Here is a 16,277-nt window from a genome sequence, read left to right on the forward strand (position 1 = left end):
ACCGCGGTTTTCACGCGTCGAAAACCGCGGTTTTCGACCGGTGGATGTTGCGGTTTTCGACGGTGCTGGGGGTGAGTCGGGCGTGTTGGGGGAGGTCAGGGGGCGGGTTTGGCGAGGACCATGCCGAGCATCATGGCGCTGGGGAGGGCTCCGCCCGCGATGAACAGGAGGGTGCGCCAGTCGCTGCCCATGAGGACCACGTCGCCTCCGGGCCCCAGGACGCCGAAGATCAGGACGACGGCGAACCAGAGGACCAGCGGGGCGCCCGCGACGCGACGGCTCTTCGAGATGCGGCCGGCGGCCGCGACGAGCAGCGGCGTCGTCACTGCGGCCACGGCGGCCGTGATCGGGAACTGCACGGAGCCGATGTAGAGCGGCAGGAACATGAGCTCCAGGATCGCCAGCAGCACCGCGTCGACCAGCAGGAATCCGAACACCACGGCGTCGGAGCGCGTCACCGCTCCCCCACCGGTTCGGTGCCGCTCACCCCGAGCCCGCCGAACAGGTCCGCCTCGCAGCCCTCGGACGGTCCGGTGGCCAGCACGTAGTGCTCGGTGGTCACGACCGGGTGGGCGACGCCGTTGGACAGCGCGTAGGAGGCGACGCCGTCACCGTTGCGCCACTGCTCGACCCAGACCTTGACCTGGGTGCCGTGCGCCCGCAGCGCGCTGATCTTGGCGGGCAGGTGCTCGGCGATGTCGATGACGGTGGTGATCGTCTCGTCGGCGACGCTGGCCAGCTCGTGCGGTTCGGGCAGGTCGAACGGCAGGTCGTCGGCGCGGGCGAGGTCGGCGAGCCCGGCGGCCAGCGCGTCGCGCGACGGGACCGCGTAGAACAGCCGCTCCACGTCCGGCACCCGCTCGACGGCGGCGCGGGTGATCTCGTGCGCGCGGATGTGGTCGGGGTGGCCGTAGCCGCCGTCCTCGGCGTAAGTGACGACCACCTGCGGTTTCACCTCGTCGAGGATCTCCGCGAGGGCCGCGGTCTGCGGCTCGGGGTCGCCGGTGGCGAAGGCGCGCGGATGCGCGTCGGGGCGGGAGGTCGCCTGGCCGGGCTGCTCCCAGAGCATCCCGGAGTCGCGCCACCGGCCGACGCCGCCCAGGAAACGCTGGTCGGCGACGCGCAGAGCGGCGCAGGCCGAGCGGAGTTCACCGACGCGATAGCCGCCGAGCTGGTCGGCCTGGTCGGCCACCAACCCCTGCAGGCTCTCCGGGATGACCTCGCCCTCCTCGCCGAGAGTGCAGGTCACCACGTACACCTGCACCCCCCGCGCCGCGTAGCGGGCGATCGTCCCGCCGGTCCACAGGGTCTCGTCATCTGGATGCGCGTGTACCAGCAGCAACCGCGGTGGGGCCGTCAGCGTCACCGGTCCAGCCTAAACGAGACAGCACAACCCCCAACCAACCACCGTCAGGCAACCGCCGAAGGCGGTTTCTCAGTACCCCACCTGAGCAACTGGCACCGCCGCGGGTTCTGACACGTCTTCTGGGGAGGACAGCCGACGTGCCGTGTATTGGCATACACAAGCCTCGGATCCCGGAGCCAGAAGGCGTGTCAGGTTCCGCTACCCGCACCGCCAAGCAACAAGACCACGGAGTCTTGTCAGTAGACGAAACCCCGAACTACCAGCAACGACACACGGAAACCCGAAACACCATTAATAGCCATCGTTTTCAGCAGGTGTGCCCAACCAGTCGGCAGCTGTGGAGAACGGCCCGGCGAACCCGTTCCCGGGCTGAACCCCCCGAGCCTCCTTGGTGAGCGCCAGCACCTGGGCCTGCTGGTACAGCGGCAGAGCGATCGCGTCCCGCCACAGCACGGATTCGACGTTGGTCGACGCCTGCTGGAACGACAGCTTCCCGCTCAGGGCGGCGTCGATGGTCGGCTGCAGGAGCTCGTCGCAGAACCCGGCCGCGTTGTACGGCAGCGGCTGATCGTCGGTGTCGACACCGGGGCACCCGTAGGACGAGGCCATGGTGGCGGCCGGGTCGCCGCCCGCCGGGCGGGGCGCGACGGCCATGTCGACGGTGCCGGAGGTGCCGGCCTCGGCCGAGTGCGGGTCGGTGGCGAGCATGTCGCCGAAGAGCTGGTCCCCGGTCGGTGTCACGACGGTGGCCTGGATGCCCTGGTCGCGGAGCTGCTGGGCGGCGGCCTCGGCGATCTTGATGTAGCCCTCGTGCTCGAAGGGGGCGGCGATCACCAGGTTCAGCGGGCGTCCGTCGCGGATCCACGAACCGCCGGTGCGCTGGTAGCCGGCGTCGGTCAGGAGGCGTTCGACCTGCGCCCGGTCGGGCTTCTTGGGCAGTGCCCCGGCGGGTTCGGTCGGCGTGTAGCCGTGCTCGGACGGGGCGAGGACCTGGGCGTGCGCGTGCAGCTGGTCGCCGGGGCCGCCTTCGGTCCCGGCCTCGATCAGCGCGGGGCGGTCGAGCGCGGCCATGACGGCTTGCCGGACCTTCGTGTCGGCGAGCGCGCGGCTGTCCTGCCGCAGCAGCATCTCCATCGTGGCCGGGCGCGGCACGGTCATCAGCTGCACCTGGTCGCCGAGTTCGCGCAGCGACTGGACGGTGCGCGCGTCGGGGCTGAACATCGCGAGGTGGCTGTCGCCGCTGCGCAGCGCCTCCACCTGGCGGGGCTTGTCGAGTGCGCGCAGCACGATCCGGTCGGACTTGGCGGGCGGGCCCCAGTAGCGGTCGTTGCGCTCCAGGATGATCTCGCCGCGGTCCAGGTCGATCTGCCGGATCGCGAACGGCCCGCCGGAGGCCGGGTAGCCGTCGTCGAGGACGGTCGCCCAGCCGCGCGGGGCGGAGCGCAGCAGGTGCGCGGGCAGCAGGTTGTTGAACAGCGTCTGCCACCCGGCGAAGGGTCTGCTGAAGGTCACGTCGACGGTCTTGCCGCCCTGCCGGGAGGCGACGTCGTCGATCAGCCGGTATCCGGCCGGGTCGGCCACGCCGGGCTGGGACTTGAGCTGTTCCCACAGGTAGACGAAGTCCTCGGCGGCGATCGGCGCGCCGTCGGACCAGCTGGCTTCGCGCTTGATCCGGTACCGGACGGTGAACTTCTCGGCGCCCGGGACGATCTCGGCCGAGTCCATCAGGTTGGTGTCGAGCTGCAGGGCGCCGTCGGCGCCGGGCCGGAACACCGAGGGCAGCATGAGGCCGGCCAGCGCGGAGCTGGTCGGTGACAGGTCGGCGAGGGTGTGCGGGTTGAACCCGCCTTCGAGCTCGTCGAGGCCGACGACGACCTCGATCGGCATCGGCTGCGCCGGGGTGCTGGTGCTGGGTTCGCTGGTCGTCGGGTTCGGTGCCACGAGCTGCGGCGGCGGGGCGTTCGTGCACCCGGCCACCAGGCTGATGGACACCAGCACGGGGCCCACCAGCAGGGGAACCACTCTTCGTGTGCGGCGTCGACCCTGGGACACGCCGAACCTCCCCTCACATCGGCCGCCGGAGGATCACCCCGGGGCGGGCGCCCCGGGGCTCGGACGGCTTCCATCCGAACGCAGGACGCGCGAGAGCCCCCCATGGTTCCGCAAGCGATCCGGTGATCGTCACCGGGGTCACGCACCGTCAGGCAAGCAGCGGAGCTGCTTTCTCTTTACCCCACCCTCGCAGCCTGCACCGCCGGGGGTTCTGAGCGGCGCTGTGGCGAGCACGGCTCGACGCCGTGTATTGGACATACATCAGTCGAGGCGCGCGGAGTCCACAGCGCCGCTCAGGTTCCCCTACCGGCACCGCCAAGCAGGGGAACCACGGTTCAAGCGCGTCATCAGCCGTTGTCGCGGGCCTTCTGGCGGGAGCGCTCGCGGCCTCGGGTGGTGCTGTCGAGGATGATCTTCCGGACGCGGATGGCCTCCGGGCCGACCTCGACGCACTCGTCGCCGGAGCAGAACTCCAGCGCCTCCTCCAGGGAGAGGGTCCGCGGCTTGGCCAGCTTCTCCAGCTCATCGGCGGTCGAGGACCGCATGTTGGTGAGCTTTTTCTCCTTGGTGATGTTCACGTCGAGGTCCTCGGCGCGCGGGTTCTCGCCCACGACCATGCCCTCGTAGACCTCGCTGCCCGGCTGGACGAAGAACGAGCCGCGGTCGGCCAGCTGCAGCAGCGCGTAGTTGGTGGCCGGGCCAGAGCGGTCGGCGACCAACGAGCCGCTGTGCCGGGTGCGCAGCTCGCCCACCCACGGGAAGTAGCCCTCGAAGACGTGGTTGGCGATGCCGGTGCCGCGCGTCTCGGTGAGGAACTCGGTGCGGAACCCGATCAGGCCGCGCGAGGGGATCACGTAGATCAGCTTGATGCGGCCGGTGCCGTGCCCGTCCATGGTCTCCATTCGGCCCTTGCGGCCGGCCAGCAGCTGGGTGACGGCGCCGAGGTGCTCCTCGGGGGTGTCGATGGTGAGCCGCTCGAACGGCTCGCACAGCTTGCCGTCGATGGTCTTGGTGACCACCTGCGGCTTGCCGACGGTCAGCTCGAAGCCCTCGCGGCGCATGTTCTCGACCAGGATGGCCAGCGCCAGCTCACCGCGGCCCTGGACCTCCCAGGCGTCGGGCTTGTCGGTCGGCAGCACCTTCATGCTGACGTTGCCGATGAGCTCGGAGTCGAGGCGGGCCTTGACCTGCCGGGCGGTGATCTTGGAACCGCCGTTGCGGCCGGTCAGCGGCGAGGTGTTGACGCCGATGGTCATCGAGATCGCCGGGTCGTCGACGGTGATCCGCGGCAGCGGCCGGGGGTCGTCGGGGTCGGTGAGGGTGTCGCCGATGGTGATGTCCGGGACGCCCGCGATGGCCACCAGGTCACCCGCGGAGGCCTGCTCGGCGGGGACTCGGTCGAGGTTCTCGGTGATGAGCAGCTCGGTGAGCCGGACCTTCTCGACGCTGCCGTCCTCGCGGCACCAGCCGACGGTCTGGCCCTTGCGCATGGTGCCGGAGTGGATCCGGCACAGGCCGATGCGGCCCAGGAACGACGAGGCGTCGAGGTTGGTGACCAGGGCGCTCAGCGGCGAGTCGTAGTCGGCGACGGGCGCCGGGACGTGGTCGAGCAGCACCTTGAACAGCGAGTCCAGGTTCTCCTCGTCGGGCAGCTCGCCGTCGACGGGCTGCTCCATGGAGGCGCGACCGGCGCGGGCGGAGGCGTAGACGACCGGCAGGTCGAGGATGGCCTCCATGTCGAGCTCGACCTCGCCGTCGAGCTCGCTGGCGAGCTCCAGCAGCAGGTCGTGGGCCTCCTCGACGACCTCGGCGCAGCGGGCGTCGGGGCGGTCGACCTTGTTGACGACGAGGATGACCGGCAGCTTCGCGGCCAGCGCCTTGCGCAGCACGAAGCGGGTCTGCGGCAGCGGGCCCTCGCTGGCGTCGACCAGCAGGGTCACGCCGTCGACCATCGACAGGGCGCGCTCGACCTCGCCGCCGAAGTCGGCGTGGCCGGGGGTGTCGACGACGTTGATGGTGACCGGGCCGTCCTCGGTCTCACGGCGGATGGCCGTGTTCTTGGCCAGGATCGTGATGCCCTTCTCACGCTCCAGGTCGTTGGAGTCCATGACGCGGTCGACGAGCTCGGCGCGTTCGGAGAAGGCCCCGGACTGGCGCAGCATCGCGTCGACCAGGGTGGTCTTGCCGTGGTCGACGTGCGCGACGATGGCTACGTTGCGCAGATCACTGCGCGTGGGGGCGGCGACGCTGGTGGCGGACACGCGGGTACTCCATGGCTCGGCGCGGAAAGGGCGCGGCGGTTCGTCGATGTGATGCACCGCTGGGCGATGGCACCGGATGCGGTTCTCCCGCATGGCGCCTGCGGAACTTCCAGACGCCGGCCGCGGCTCCACTGCGCCGCTGCTGCGGAGCTCATTTCGGGCGACACCCCGCTGCTTCCGGGGGCGCTACGTCGACACGCGGCCCCGTCCAGGGTAGTGCAAGCGCTTCCGGGACCGGCGAGCACGTGCTCAGCGCAACAGCGAACAGTCGGCGAACATCAAGTTCGCGATCCGGGGTTAGGTTCACCTACGCTCGGCCGCGACGACCGACTCCGCGATGAAAGAAGCACCGTGGGCAAAGGCACCATCAAGGTCAAGAAGAAATGTTGCCACTCGCAACCACCGTGCAAGAGCTGCCCCATCGTGGCTCTGCGCAAACTGCTCAAGGATCAAAAAGCGGAAGAGGTCAAGAAAAAGCAGAAGAAGGCTCTGAAAGCGGGCAAGAAGAAGGACGCGAAGTGACCTGGCCGCGGCGCAGGCACCGCGGCGGAGACAGGCCTTCCGGTAAACCCGGTCGGGTCAGTTCTGCGCGACGGTGCTGAGCGGGTCCGCGTAGGCCGCCAGCTCCGGGATCGTGCGCAGCGCCTGGAACTCGATGACCTCGTACCGAACCAGTTTGTGCAGGGCGAACGGGTCGGTCGCCAGGATCGCGTCCAGCTTGCCGCGGGACATCGCCCTGGCGATGATCACCGCCCCGTTGCGGGGGTGCCGGTGACCGGCTGCGATGAAGTCGCCTGCGTCGTAATGCTGGGTGACCCATTCGTAGTGATCTACCAGTTGGGCGTCGATTTCCGATTGGGGCGCGGTGTATTGCAGCAGCACTACAAACATTCTTTCAATGTAACTCCCCGAGCCCGCCCATGCCGATCACGTTGACGCGTTCTTTTCGCGCAGCACAAGATCAAGAATTCGAAAAACGGACTCCTCGGTACGCACACCCCGAATCCCCTCACTCACCCGGAGCAACCAACCGAAAGCCGCCCCACCCCGAAGACCCACCTCCACCCCGAGCACGCCTTCTGCATTGATCAACCGCACCACCCCGGACGGCTGCAGCGCGGCTCCGCTCCACCGCTGCGGCGGCAACGCCTCGGCAGTGGACAGTTTTTCCTCGAATTACCCATGATCAATATCCGTTTTGCCCGGTTAATTCGAGGAAAAACTGTCCCCTGCCGTGGTGCACCTCACCGCAGCAGGGCGCGGAGGTCGTGCAGCAGCACCCGGTCGGTTTCGAGCCAGTCGAGGGTGGGGAGGTCTGCGGCGGTGAGCCAGCGGACCTCGCGGTGCTCCACCGCCCGCGGCACCTGACCGGGGTCCTTGAGCTCGGCGGTGTGGATGCGCAGGAGCATGCCGTTGTCCAGCGGGACGTCGGTGCCGAGCCGCCCGGTGGGGCGCACGTCGACGTCGAGCTCCTCGCGGCACTCGCGGACCACGGCGTCGGCCTCGTCCTCGCCGGCCTCCACGCGCCCGCCGGGCAGCTCCCACCGGCCCGCGTGCGCGGCCGGGTAGCTGCGCTGCTGCGCCAGCAGCCGCCCCTCGTGCACCAGGGCCGTGCCCACGACGATCGTCCGGCTCGCCCAGGACTCGGCGAGCTCGCGGACGGCTCGGACGCGGGCCGCCAGCACGTCGAGCACCAGCTTCCGGCCCACCGCGACGTCCCCGAAACGACCGAGCACCCCGAGCGGCGTCGTCCACCGAACCGAGTCGGTGAGCAGCGTGCGCGGGCCGACCTGCGCCAGGACGGTGTCGTGCTCCAGCCGCCGCAGCGGCCCGCCGACCAGCACCGAGCTCAGCCGGTCGGCGTCGGCGCGGACGATCCTGGTGGTCAGGATGAACCCGGCGAGGCGGAACGCGAGCTCGTCACCGGGCACCAGCAGCGAATCGGCGCCGGTCAGCGCCTCGCCGCGAACGCCGAGCGCGGCCAGGCCGGTCTCGGCGGTGCGGGTGTGCCGCAGCGCGGCCCCCACGGTGGCCAGTGGTGCCTCGATCAGACCGGTGTTGCGCAGAACCGCCACGTCCCGAATCTTGCCCGACGTCAGGGCGCGGCGGGCCACCGGACCTCGATGCGCGCCCCGCCCTCCGGCGACTCGGTCGCGTGCGCGGTGCCGCCGCGCCTGGTCACGGCCTCGGCGGCCAGCGCGAGCCCGAGCCCGGCGCCGCCGCTGGTGCGCGCCCGGTCCTCCTCCACCCGGTAGAAGCGGTCGAACACGCGCGGCCGGTGCTCGGCGGGGATGCCGGGGCCGTCGTCGTCGACGACCAGCCGCACGCCCATGCCCGGCTCGGCCTGCACGGACGCCCGCACCAGAGTCCGGGAGTAGCGCAGCGCGTTGCCGATGATGTTCTCCAGCACGCTCGACACCTCGGCGGGCGCGGCGAGCACGAGCACCGGCCGGTCCGGGACGTCGACCAGCACCTCCTCCCCCAGGCGCTCGGCGACCCTCCGCACCGCCGCGACCAGGTCCACTCGCTGGGTCGGTTCGGCCTCGCGCTCCGCCCGCGCGAGCGCCAGCAGGCTCTCCACCAGCGTGGACAGCCGCTGCGCTTCGAGGGCGATGTCCTGCAGCGTCTCGTGCGCGATCTCCGGGTCGGGGTGCATGACCGCGACCTCGGCCTGGGCGCGGATGGAGGCGACGGGGTTGCGCAGCTCGTGCGCGGCGTCGCCGGTGAAGCGCCGCAGCCGCTCGGTGTCGGCGTCGCGGCGGGCGAGCATCGTGTTGAGCTCCTCGGCCAGCGCCCGGATCTCGTCGGCGGCCTCGGGCACCGGCAGCCGCTCCCCCTCCGGGAGCTCGGCGGCCGCGCTGCGGATCCGGTCGACCGGGCGCAGCGAGCGGTGCACGACGATCCACGTCGCGAAGCCGACCAGGGCCGCGGCCAGCACCGATCCGAAGCTCAGCAGCTTGCCGGTGCGCCCGGCGGTGTCGGCGAATCCGACCAGGCGGGATTCGGCGGCCACCAGCAGGTGCCGCCCTGCGGGGTCGGTGACGGGCACGCCGCGCCAGCGGTGCAGTTCGGCGGGCGCCTCGAAGTCGAGGACCCCGGTGCCCGCGCTGAGCTCGACGATCTGCCACTCGCTGAGGTTCGCGCTGGGCAGGCCGTCCACCGGTGCCCCGGTCCGCTCCTCCAGCACGCGCACGTCGGGCCTGCCTGCGACGGGCGCGCCCGCCGCGACCTGGTTGGCGGTCCCGCTCGCGATGCGCTTGAGGTCGGCGTCCACGGAGTCGATCAGCAGCCAGCTGACGATGCCCGCCCCGGCGTGGGCGACGACGCCGAGCCCGATCAGCGCGACGGCCGCGGCCACGACGCTGGTGCGGAACTGGATGGTGCGACGCTGCCACCAGACGCGCAGGCGGGTGATCATGCGTCGACGCAGACTCTGTACCCCTGCCCGCGCACGGTCTGCACGAGCTCGCCCGCACCCACGGCGGACAGCTTCCGCCGCAGGTAGCCGACGTAGACCTCGACGACGTTGCGGGTGACGAACTGCTCCTCGCCCCACACCATGCGCAGCAGGTCGTCCTTGGGCACCACCGATTCGGGGTGGCTGGCCAGCGCCACGAGCAGCCCGAACTCGCGCGGCGAGAGCGTCACGGGCTGACCGTCCCAGTGCACCTCGCGGCTGCTGCGGTCGATCTCCAGCGCCCCCACCCGCAGGCACGCCTGCTGACCGGCGTGGTCGCGGCGCCGCAGCATCGCCCGCACCTGGGCGACGAGCACCAGGAACGAGAAGGGCTTGACCAGGTAGCCGTCGGCGCCGAGGTCGAGGCCGTCGGCCTGGTCGACCTCGCCGCTCTTGGCGGAGATGAGCAGCACGGGGGTGCTCACGTCCTGCTCGCGCATCTTCTCCAGCACCCGGTAACCGGACATGCCCGGCAGCATCACGTCGAGCAGCACGACGTCGAACGCCCCGGTGGTGGCCAGGCGCAGCGCCTCGGGCCCGTCGGCGGCGACGCTGACCTCCATGCCCTCCGCGGACAGTCCGCGGCGCAGGGCGGTCCGCACTCCCGGCTCGTCGTCGACAACCAGAACCCGAGGCAACATGGTGACCAGGATGCCGACCTGCACCCGGCCGGGGCATCAGGTCTCAGTGCCTTCTCACAGTGATCGGCCGGATTCTCAGCTCGGTCTCAGGCTGGCCAAGTCGATCCGGCCGCGCTCGGGCACCATGTGAGGCATGACCGAACTGCTCACCGACGCGCAGATCTCCGAGGCCCTGGAACACCTGCCGGAGTGGCACCGGGACGGCGACAAGATCGTCCGCGAGGTGGAATTCCCCGGGTTCCCGCAGGCCATCCAGGCCGTCACCCGCATCGCGGAGATCGCCGAGAACGAGAACCACCACCCCGACATCGACATCCGCTACAAGACGGTGACGTTCATGCTCTCCACCCACTACAAGGGCGGCATCACCGGCAACGACACCTCGATGGCCCAGGAGATCGACACGGTGGTCGATCAGTTCGCTTGAGAGCTGTCGCTGTGGTCGACCTGCGTGGCGGTGCGGGTAGCGGAACCTGAGCGCCGGTGCAGGTTGCTCGGGTGGTGGAAGAGAACGCGGCTCCGCCGCATACCTCAAACCTAGCCCTCGATGAGGTCGGCGACTTCGAAGGCGCAGCCCCAGGAGAGGCCGACGCCGCAGCCCGCGTGGCCGTAGTCGTGGACGATCCGGGCGCCTTCGTAGTCCTCGGTGCACACGCGCACCGAGTCGCGGCCGGGGCGGAGGCCGACGGTCTCCTCCAGGACCTCGACGTCGGCCAGGCGCGGTTCGAGCCGGGCGGCGCGGCGGAGGATGCCGTCGCTGATCTCCGGCCGCGGTCTCCGCCGCCAGTCGTGGTCCAGCGAGATGCCGCCGAGCACCAGCCGATCGCCGTGCGGCATCCACGACGTGAACTCGCCGCCGTCGCTGAGCTCGATGAAGTACTCGTCGATGCCCGGGTTGCGCACCACGACGTGCTGCCCGAACAGCGGGTGCACGCCGGGGTCGCCGACGAGCTCGTGCGCGCCGACGCCGGTGCAGTTGACGACGACGTCGGATTCGGCTGCGGCGTCGGCCAGCGACTGCACCGGGCTCAGCCGGATCTCGCCGCCCGCCGCCTGGAACCGCTCCAGCAGGTGGTCGAGGTAGCGGGGCATGTCGATCAGCGGAACGGTTCCCCGGTAGCCCCAGACGAAGCCGTCGGGGAGCTCCTGCTCGCCGCATCGCTGCAGGTCGGGGATGAGCTTGGTCTCCGGCGGGACGACGTCGCCGAGGTCGAACCGCGCGGCCATCCGGCCGGAGGCCAGGTGCACGCCGGAACTCTCGTCGCGCGCGAGCGCGGTGAACTCGGCGTGCGACAGGGTCGCCCAGTACAGGACCCGTTCCGGGGGTTTGAGCCGCGCCGGGCCCCACATCGCCCCGGCCACGGCGGACGTCGTCTCGCGCGGCCGCTCGGCGGTGCGGATCAGCACGTCCCGGCCTGCTTCGGCGAGCACGACGCCGCAGGTCAGGCCGTGCACGCCAGCACCGATCACGAGTACCGGACTCACCCGTCCGACGCTAGCAGTCCCGAGGCCGAGCGGACCCCCGGGAAATCGGGGTTTCACCCGGCCGCCCGGTCATGTCATTCGCAGTCGCGGAGCACTTCGGCCAGTTCGATCAGCGCGTCGGCCAGCCGGTGCCGCTCGGCTCGGGAGACCTCGCCCCTGGGCAGCCGGAACGCCACCCGGTCGAGCTCCCACTGCGCTTCCCGCAGCACCACGGCGAAACTCGCCGATCGGCACATCGGCCTGCCGATCCTCCGGTCCCCGTCGATCATCACCCTCACCCGCCCCAACATCGGAAGTACCTCGATGATGCAGGTCAGCGAGGGTGCCCCAGCAGCGTCGAAGAACGTCTCCGCGCTGAGTAGACCTACCCCACCACTCCCCGGAATTCCGCCGAGCCCGGACGGAGCACAACACGATCCACACGGCCCAAGCCGATCACTGCGTCGGCTATGCGCGAGTGAGTATCCATCGATGACAGCAATCTCCTTCAGCCCCGAAACACCTTGCTGCGTCAGCGAAAACCTGGTTCATCGAGGGTTTCGCCGAGGAGGCCGAGGGCTTTGGGGGGTATGCGCAGTTTTCATGAAAACTTCGCACCCCCACGGGACGGAAGTTTCAACTGAGACTCCCCGACGCCGCCATGACCAGGGGAAACGTACTCCCGCGCATGGGGTGGGGGAAGTTTTCATGAAAACTTCGCGTACCACCACACGACCGGCCTTCGGGGTCGACGCCGGGAACGCGCCTCAGATCAACGTCGTGAGGCCGGGCTCTGGGCCGGTGGGGATGGTTCCGGTGATCGTCGGTTGAACCCTTTCGGTACCGGAATCCCACCGTGTCCGATCTGATCAACACTCCGAGCAACCGAGAACGGGGTCAGTCGGCTTGCGCTTCCGCCGAGGTCCGCCCGACGCGCTGCGCGATCCGCCACGCGGTGAGGACGTGCGGGTGCGCGATCTCGACGTGCCGGGCGAGCGCGTCGACCCCCATCGGCCCGAAGTCCACCAGGACGCGCACGCAGCCCGTGCCGCTGACCGGGCACGCCCACCACTCCCGACCATCGAACAACACCACCTCCAACTCGACCGAACACCCGCCGATCGCGATCGCTGCCATGAACCCGGATAGTAGATAGCAGTAGATAGCTAGGGCTAACAGCGGCGCGGCCTAGTTAGCTCTAAAGGCTTAACGTCGGGGTATGAGTTGGGAGAGCCGTGCCGGGCGCGTGGACCACGAGTCACCCGAGTACGTCTGGCAGCAGATCGCGGACGACCTCCGCGCCGACATCGAGTCGGGTGCGCTCTCGGCCGGGTCCCGGCTTCCCAGCGGCCCCGAGCTCGGCGAGATCTACGGCGTCGCCCGCCTGACCGCGATCAAAGCGGTGAACTCGCTGCGCGACGAGGGCCTGCTCAAGGTCGTCTCGGGCAAGGGCACGTTCGTCACGCCCCCGAAGCGGTAGGTCGGTCCCAGCCGCCTGAGCAGTGTTGTGGGCGTTGGTCTCGCATACTCGCTGGGTGGCTTGGCGACTGCGTGGGCGGCTTTCCCTGCTGGGGCGCATCTACGCGCTCGCCGCAGCGCTGATCATCGTCTCCGCCGTGATCACCGGTGGCACGTTCGCGCTGCGCCAGCGGGTCGAGGACTCGACGTCGTACCTGATCAGCCGCATCGTGCCCGCGCAGAACGACACCGCAGGCCTGATCACCGCCTACGCCCAGCAGGAGAGCCGGGTGCGGGCGTTCCTGCTGACCGATGATCCCGCGTTCCTCCGCGCCTACGAGTCCGACCAGGCCAGCGCCGCCGACATCGAGGCCCGGCTGCAGCGGCTGCTCGCCGACGACAACGCCGTCCAGGAGATGTTGGGCCAGGTCATCGGGGCGGCCGAGACGTGGCGGGCGCAGTCGGTGGACCCGCTGCTGACCCAGGGTTCCGGCCCCGGCCCGACCACGTTGTCGCAAGCCGAGCAGCGCTCCGAGGTGCAGCTGGCGAATCAGCTGCGGGACCGGCTCAACGAGCTGCACGAGCGGGTCGACCAGCTCGCCCAGTCCGAGGAGGACCGGGCCGCAGCGGCCCGCGCGGCGGCGAACTGGCTCACGTTGGCCCTGGTCATGGCCGGTCTGATCGCCTCGCTCGGCGCGATCCTCACGCTCCACTTCTCCCTCAACCGCCCCTTGCGCGCGCTCCTGTCGGACGTCAACGGGGTGTCGCGGGGGAACCTCGACCGGCCTGTCGAGGCGGACGGGCCACCGGAGCTGGCGACGGTGGCGCGGGCCGTGGAGTCGATGCGCAGGCGCATCCTCGACGAGACCCGGCACATCGCGCGGATGCAGGAGGAACTCGCCCGGCACGAGAAGGCCGAGCGCCACCGCGCGGAGCAGGACTACGCGACCGTGGTCGACGCGCTCGACGAGGGCGTCGTCGTGGTCGGGCCCGACCGGCTCATCGAGTCGGCGAATCCGGCCGCCCAGCGCATCCTCGGGGTGCCCGGGCCGGAGATCGTGGGCACGCCGGTCACGGCGTGGCGCGTGTTCGACGAGTTCGGGAAGATGACGGCGCCGCGGGACCTCAACCCGATGTACGTGAACTCCAAGGTCCTGCGCCTGGAGCGCAAGGACGGCCGCAGCGTGTGGCTGGCGCTCACCTCGCGCGCGCTGACCACGGCCGAGGACATGCGCACCAAGGTCGTCATGTCGTTCACCGACATCACCGAGCAGCGCGCCGCCCGGACCCGCTTGGAGCACGAGGCGACGCACGACCCGCTGACCGGCCTGGCCAACCGAACCCTGGTGCTCCAGCACCTGGAGCAGGCACGCAGGCAGGACCGGCCGACGGCGGTGCTGTTCCTCGACCTGGACAACTTCAAGCTCATCAACGACTCCCTGGGCCACAGCGTCGGCGATGACGTGCTCAAGCACGTCGGGCGGCAGCTGGTGCACGCCACTCCCCCCGGCGACCTGGTGGGGCGGCTCGGCGGTGACGAGTTCGTGGTCCTCGCCCACGATCTCAGCGGCCACGAGGAGCTCGGCGACCGCTGCGCCCGGATGCTCGGCGCCGTCGCCGAACCGCTGCGGGCGCAGGGCAGGCTGCTGCACGTGACCGGCAGCGTCGGCATCGTCGTGTTCGGTCCCGGCGACGAGCGCGCCGGCCAGGACCTGCTGCGGGACGCCGATGTGGCCATGTACCAGGCGAAATCCCGTGGCGGCGGGTGCCACGCGTTCTTCGACGTGGCGCTGCGCGAGCGGGTGCAGCGGCACATGGACCTGGAGCAGGACCTCCGCCACGCGGCGCGGATGGACGAGCTGTGGGTGGCCTACCAGCCGGTGGCCGAGCTGGGCACCGGCCGCTTGGTGGCCGTGGAGGGGCTGCTGCGGTGGCAGCACCCCGTCCACGGCGCGGTCTCCCCCGGCGAGTTCATCCCGATCGCCGAGGGGAGCGACCTGATCAACCGCATCGGCGCGCACATGCTGCGCACCGCGACCGGCCGGATCGGCGCGGAGCGTCCCGGGCTCGACGTGGTGCTCAACGCGAACCTCTCGCCGCGCCAGCTCGACGACCCCGGTCTGCACGCGCTGGTGCAGCGCACCCTGTCCGACTCGGGCCTGCCCGCCGAGAACCTGTGCCTGGAGGTCACCGAGGAGGCGATCATGCGCGACCCGACGGCGGCGGCCCGCGTCCTGAACGGCCTTCGCGAGCTGGGCGTTTTCCTCGCGATCGACGACTTCGGCACCGGCTACTCGTCGTTGGCGCAGCTGCGGCGGCTCCCGCTGGACACCCTCAAGATCGACCGGTCGTTCATCACCGACCTGCCCGAGTCCGCGGAGCTCCGGGTCATCGTCTCCAGCATCATCACGATGGCCCACGCGATCGGCCTCGACGTCGTCGCCGAAGGCGTCGAGACCGCCCGGCAGCTCGACCTGCTCCGCGACATCGGCTGCGACCACGCCCAGGGCTACTACTTCAGCAAACCCGTCCCCCTCGACGAGCTGCTGAGCTCCGGGCTCACCTGACGTGCCGCGTCATCCCCGCTCGACCGGGAACCACAGCTCGCCGGTGGCGGTGCTGAAGTCCTCGGCGTGGTCGCGGATCGCGACGATCGACGGGCCCGGCCGCAGCCGCCACGGGTTCGACGGGAACCACTCGGCCGCCGACGCGGCGTAGGCGTTCTGGAGCGCCGCCGGGTGCGGTCCCGACGTGCGGAACACGACCCACGCCCCGGCGGCCACCTCGATCACGTCGAGGTCGGCGGGAACGTCGGCGTCGGCGCCGACCGCGACGCCGTGCAGGTAGGTCAGCTCGCTGCCCTCGGTGTAGTCGGCGTCGACATCGGCGCTGACCTGCAGCAACCCGCTCGGTTCGGCGCTGCTCAGCCCTTCGAGGCGCTCGTGCTCCCCGGCGGGCAACGAGGTGATGTGCTGCTGGATGTGGGGGTTGATGCCCTCGTAGATCAGCGGCACGCGGGCCGCGTGCCCGATCAGGCGGACGGTGGGGCGCTCGACGATGCGTGCGTCCATGGCGGTGTTCCCTTCGACGGTCAGGCGGAACCTGATGGTGGGTTGGGTCCGAAGGGGGCCGCCGTCACGGCGCACGTCTCCGTGGCTCGCGCCGTGCACGGACCGGAACGCGCGCCCGAACGCCTCGACGGAGGTGTACCCGTAGCGCACGGCGATCGTCAGGAGATCCGCACCGCCGATCACCTCGGCAGCCGCGACGGTCATCCGCCGGCGACGCACGTACTCCGACACCGGCATCCCCGCCAACGACGAGAACATCCGCCGCGCGTGATACCCGGTAGTCCCCATCGAGGCGGCAAGCCCGTCGACGTCGATCTCGCCCCCGAGCCGCTCCTCGATCGCATCGACGAGCCTGTTCAGAACCTCGATCACGGCCACTCCCTCCGGACACCACACTCACCCGCCGACCCCACCACCCGCCCGACCATCGGAGCCCGCTTCTATCGGGTCATCGAGCAGAACACTTCACGCCCGGGAGCGACATCGCGAAGAAGCCCGGGGCCGGAC

The 16,277-nt window shown here is 70.5% G+C and carries 16 protein-coding genes; 4 read left to right on the plus strand and 12 right to left on the minus strand.

The annotated features are described in order from the left end of the window. Nucleotides 1-95 precede the first annotated feature (95 nt). The 4 genes from REH65_RS13285 to typA all read right to left on the minus strand — a co-directional run bounded on the left by REH65_RS13285 (nt 96) and on the right by typA (nt 5,679). The gene (locus REH65_RS13285; RefSeq protein ID WP_406692650.1) at nt 96-458 is read right to left on the minus strand and encodes a hypothetical protein; all 363 of its coding nucleotides are present in this window, start codon (nt 456-458) and stop codon (nt 96-98) included. Beyond that, nucleotides 455-1,366: an N-acetyl-1-D-myo-inositol-2-amino-2-deoxy-alpha-D-glucopyranoside deacetylase gene (mshB, locus tag REH65_RS13290; protein WP_281458801.1), complete on the minus strand. Its 912-nt coding sequence runs from the start codon at nt 1,364-1,366 to the stop codon at nt 455-457. Before mshB ends, REH65_RS13285 begins: the two co-directional genes overlap by 4 nt. A 291-nt stretch (nt 1,367-1,657) precedes the next feature. Further along, nucleotides 1,658-3,418, minus strand: coding sequence for an ABC transporter family substrate-binding protein (locus REH65_RS13295; protein ID WP_406692651.1), 1,761 nt, complete (start codon nt 3,416-3,418; stop codon nt 1,658-1,660). 347 nt (nt 3,419-3,765) lie between these two features. After that, nucleotides 3,766-5,679 carry a translational GTPase TypA gene (typA, locus tag REH65_RS13300; RefSeq protein WP_406692652.1) on the minus strand — a complete coding sequence of 638 codons (1,914 nt, stop codon included), beginning with the start codon at nt 5,677-5,679 and terminating at the stop codon, nt 3,766-3,768. 351 nt (nt 5,680-6,030) lie between these two features. Here typA and REH65_RS13305 point away from each other — a divergent pair, with 351 nt between their 5' ends. Then, nucleotides 6,031-6,201: a hypothetical protein gene (locus REH65_RS13305; protein ID WP_175547985.1), complete on the plus strand. Its 171-nt coding sequence runs from the start codon at nt 6,031-6,033 to the stop codon at nt 6,199-6,201. A 57-nt stretch (nt 6,202-6,258) separates the two neighbouring features. Here REH65_RS13305 and REH65_RS13310 read toward each other — a convergent pair whose 3' ends face one another. The 4 genes from REH65_RS13310 to REH65_RS13325 form a co-directional block, all read right to left on the minus strand. Next, entirely contained in the window at nt 6,259-6,570 is a 312-nt protein-coding gene (locus REH65_RS13310; protein ID WP_281458804.1) for a YciI family protein, read from the minus strand. A gap of 353 nt (nt 6,571-6,923) precedes the next feature. Further along, a complete protein-coding gene (locus REH65_RS13315) occupies nt 6,924-7,754 on the minus strand; it encodes an NUDIX domain-containing protein (protein WP_406692653.1) in 831 nt (276 codons plus the stop codon). Nucleotides 7,755-7,774: 20 nt separating this feature from the next. Further along, a complete protein-coding gene (locus REH65_RS13320) occupies nt 7,775-9,097 on the minus strand; it encodes a sensor histidine kinase (protein ID WP_406692654.1) in 1,323 nt (440 codons plus the stop codon). Then, the gene (locus REH65_RS13325; protein ID WP_406692655.1) at nt 9,094-9,777 is read right to left on the minus strand and encodes a response regulator transcription factor; all 684 of its coding nucleotides are present in this window, start codon (nt 9,775-9,777) and stop codon (nt 9,094-9,096) included. The genes REH65_RS13320 and REH65_RS13325 overlap by 4 nt, the downstream gene beginning before the upstream one ends. Before the next feature lie 133 nt (nt 9,778-9,910). Between REH65_RS13325 and REH65_RS13330 the strand changes: the two genes are divergently transcribed. Further along, nucleotides 9,911-10,204, plus strand: a complete 294-nt coding sequence (locus REH65_RS13330; RefSeq protein WP_281458808.1) for a 4a-hydroxytetrahydrobiopterin dehydratase — start codon at nt 9,911-9,913, stop codon at nt 10,202-10,204. A 110-nt stretch (nt 10,205-10,314) separates the two neighbouring features. On the opposite strand, the gene REH65_RS13335 is transcribed toward REH65_RS13330, so the two are convergent. The 3 genes from REH65_RS13335 to REH65_RS13345 all read right to left on the minus strand — a co-directional run bounded on the left by REH65_RS13335 (nt 10,315) and on the right by REH65_RS13345 (nt 12,378). Continuing rightward, nucleotides 10,315-11,262 (minus strand): FAD-dependent oxidoreductase, encoded by a 948-nt coding sequence (locus REH65_RS13335; protein ID WP_406692656.1) that lies wholly within the window; start codon nt 11,260-11,262, stop codon nt 10,315-10,317. Nucleotides 11,263-11,336: 74 nt separating this feature from the next. Next, entirely contained in the window at nt 11,337-11,531 is a 195-nt protein-coding gene (locus tag REH65_RS13340) for a hypothetical protein (protein WP_281458810.1), read from the minus strand. Between the two features lie 607 nt (nt 11,532-12,138). After that, the gene (locus REH65_RS13345; RefSeq protein ID WP_406692657.1) at nt 12,139-12,378 is read right to left on the minus strand and encodes a hypothetical protein; all 240 of its coding nucleotides are present in this window, start codon (nt 12,376-12,378) and stop codon (nt 12,139-12,141) included. 82 nt (nt 12,379-12,460) lie between these two features. On the opposite strand from REH65_RS13345, the gene REH65_RS13350 reads away from it, so the two are divergent. Together REH65_RS13350 and REH65_RS13355 are read left to right on the plus strand one after the other, a co-directional pair. Next, nucleotides 12,461-12,721: a GntR family transcriptional regulator gene (locus tag REH65_RS13350; protein ID WP_406692658.1), complete on the plus strand. Its 261-nt coding sequence runs from the start codon at nt 12,461-12,463 to the stop codon at nt 12,719-12,721. Nucleotides 12,722-12,776: 55 nt separating this feature from the next. After that, nucleotides 12,777-15,266, plus strand: coding sequence for an EAL domain-containing protein (locus REH65_RS13355; RefSeq protein ID WP_406692659.1), 2,490 nt, complete (start codon nt 12,777-12,779; stop codon nt 15,264-15,266). 9 nt (nt 15,267-15,275) lie between these two features. Here REH65_RS13355 and REH65_RS13360 read toward each other — a convergent pair whose 3' ends face one another. Continuing rightward, the gene (locus tag REH65_RS13360; RefSeq protein WP_406692660.1) at nt 15,276-16,142 is read right to left on the minus strand and encodes a GyrI-like domain-containing protein; all 867 of its coding nucleotides are present in this window, start codon (nt 16,140-16,142) and stop codon (nt 15,276-15,278) included. Nucleotides 16,143-16,277 lie beyond the last annotated feature (135 nt).

This window comes from Saccharopolyspora sp. ID03-671, assembly GCF_045278815.1.
In the GTDB taxonomy this organism is placed as follows: Bacteria; Actinomycetota; Actinomycetes; order Mycobacteriales; family Pseudonocardiaceae; genus Saccharopolyspora; species Saccharopolyspora ipomoeae.

What these genes read in the sequence shown, in the direction of transcription:
- REH65_RS13310 (WP_281458804.1), bottom strand. Translation starts at nt 6,570, where the DNA reads ATGTTTGTAGTGCTGCTGCAATACACCGCGCCCCAATCGGAAATCGAC.
- REH65_RS13320 (WP_406692654.1), bottom strand. Translation starts at nt 9,097, where the DNA reads ATGATCACCCGCCTGCGCGTCTGGTGGCAGCGTCGCACCATCCAGTTC.
- REH65_RS13325 (WP_406692655.1), bottom strand. Translation starts at nt 9,777, where the DNA reads ATGTTGCCTCGGGTTCTGGTTGTCGACGACGAGCCGGGAGTGCGGACC.
- REH65_RS13330 (WP_281458808.1), top strand. Translation starts at nt 9,911, where the DNA reads ATGACCGAACTGCTCACCGACGCGCAGATCTCCGAGGCCCTGGAACAC.
- REH65_RS13340 (WP_281458810.1), bottom strand. Translation starts at nt 11,531, where the DNA reads ATGATCGACGGGGACCGGAGGATCGGCAGGCCGATGTGCCGATCGGCG.
- REH65_RS13345 (WP_406692657.1), bottom strand. Translation starts at nt 12,378, where the DNA reads ATGGCAGCGATCGCGATCGGCGGGTGTTCGGTCGAGTTGGAGGTGGTG.
- REH65_RS13350 (WP_406692658.1), top strand. Translation starts at nt 12,461, where the DNA reads ATGAGTTGGGAGAGCCGTGCCGGGCGCGTGGACCACGAGTCACCCGAG.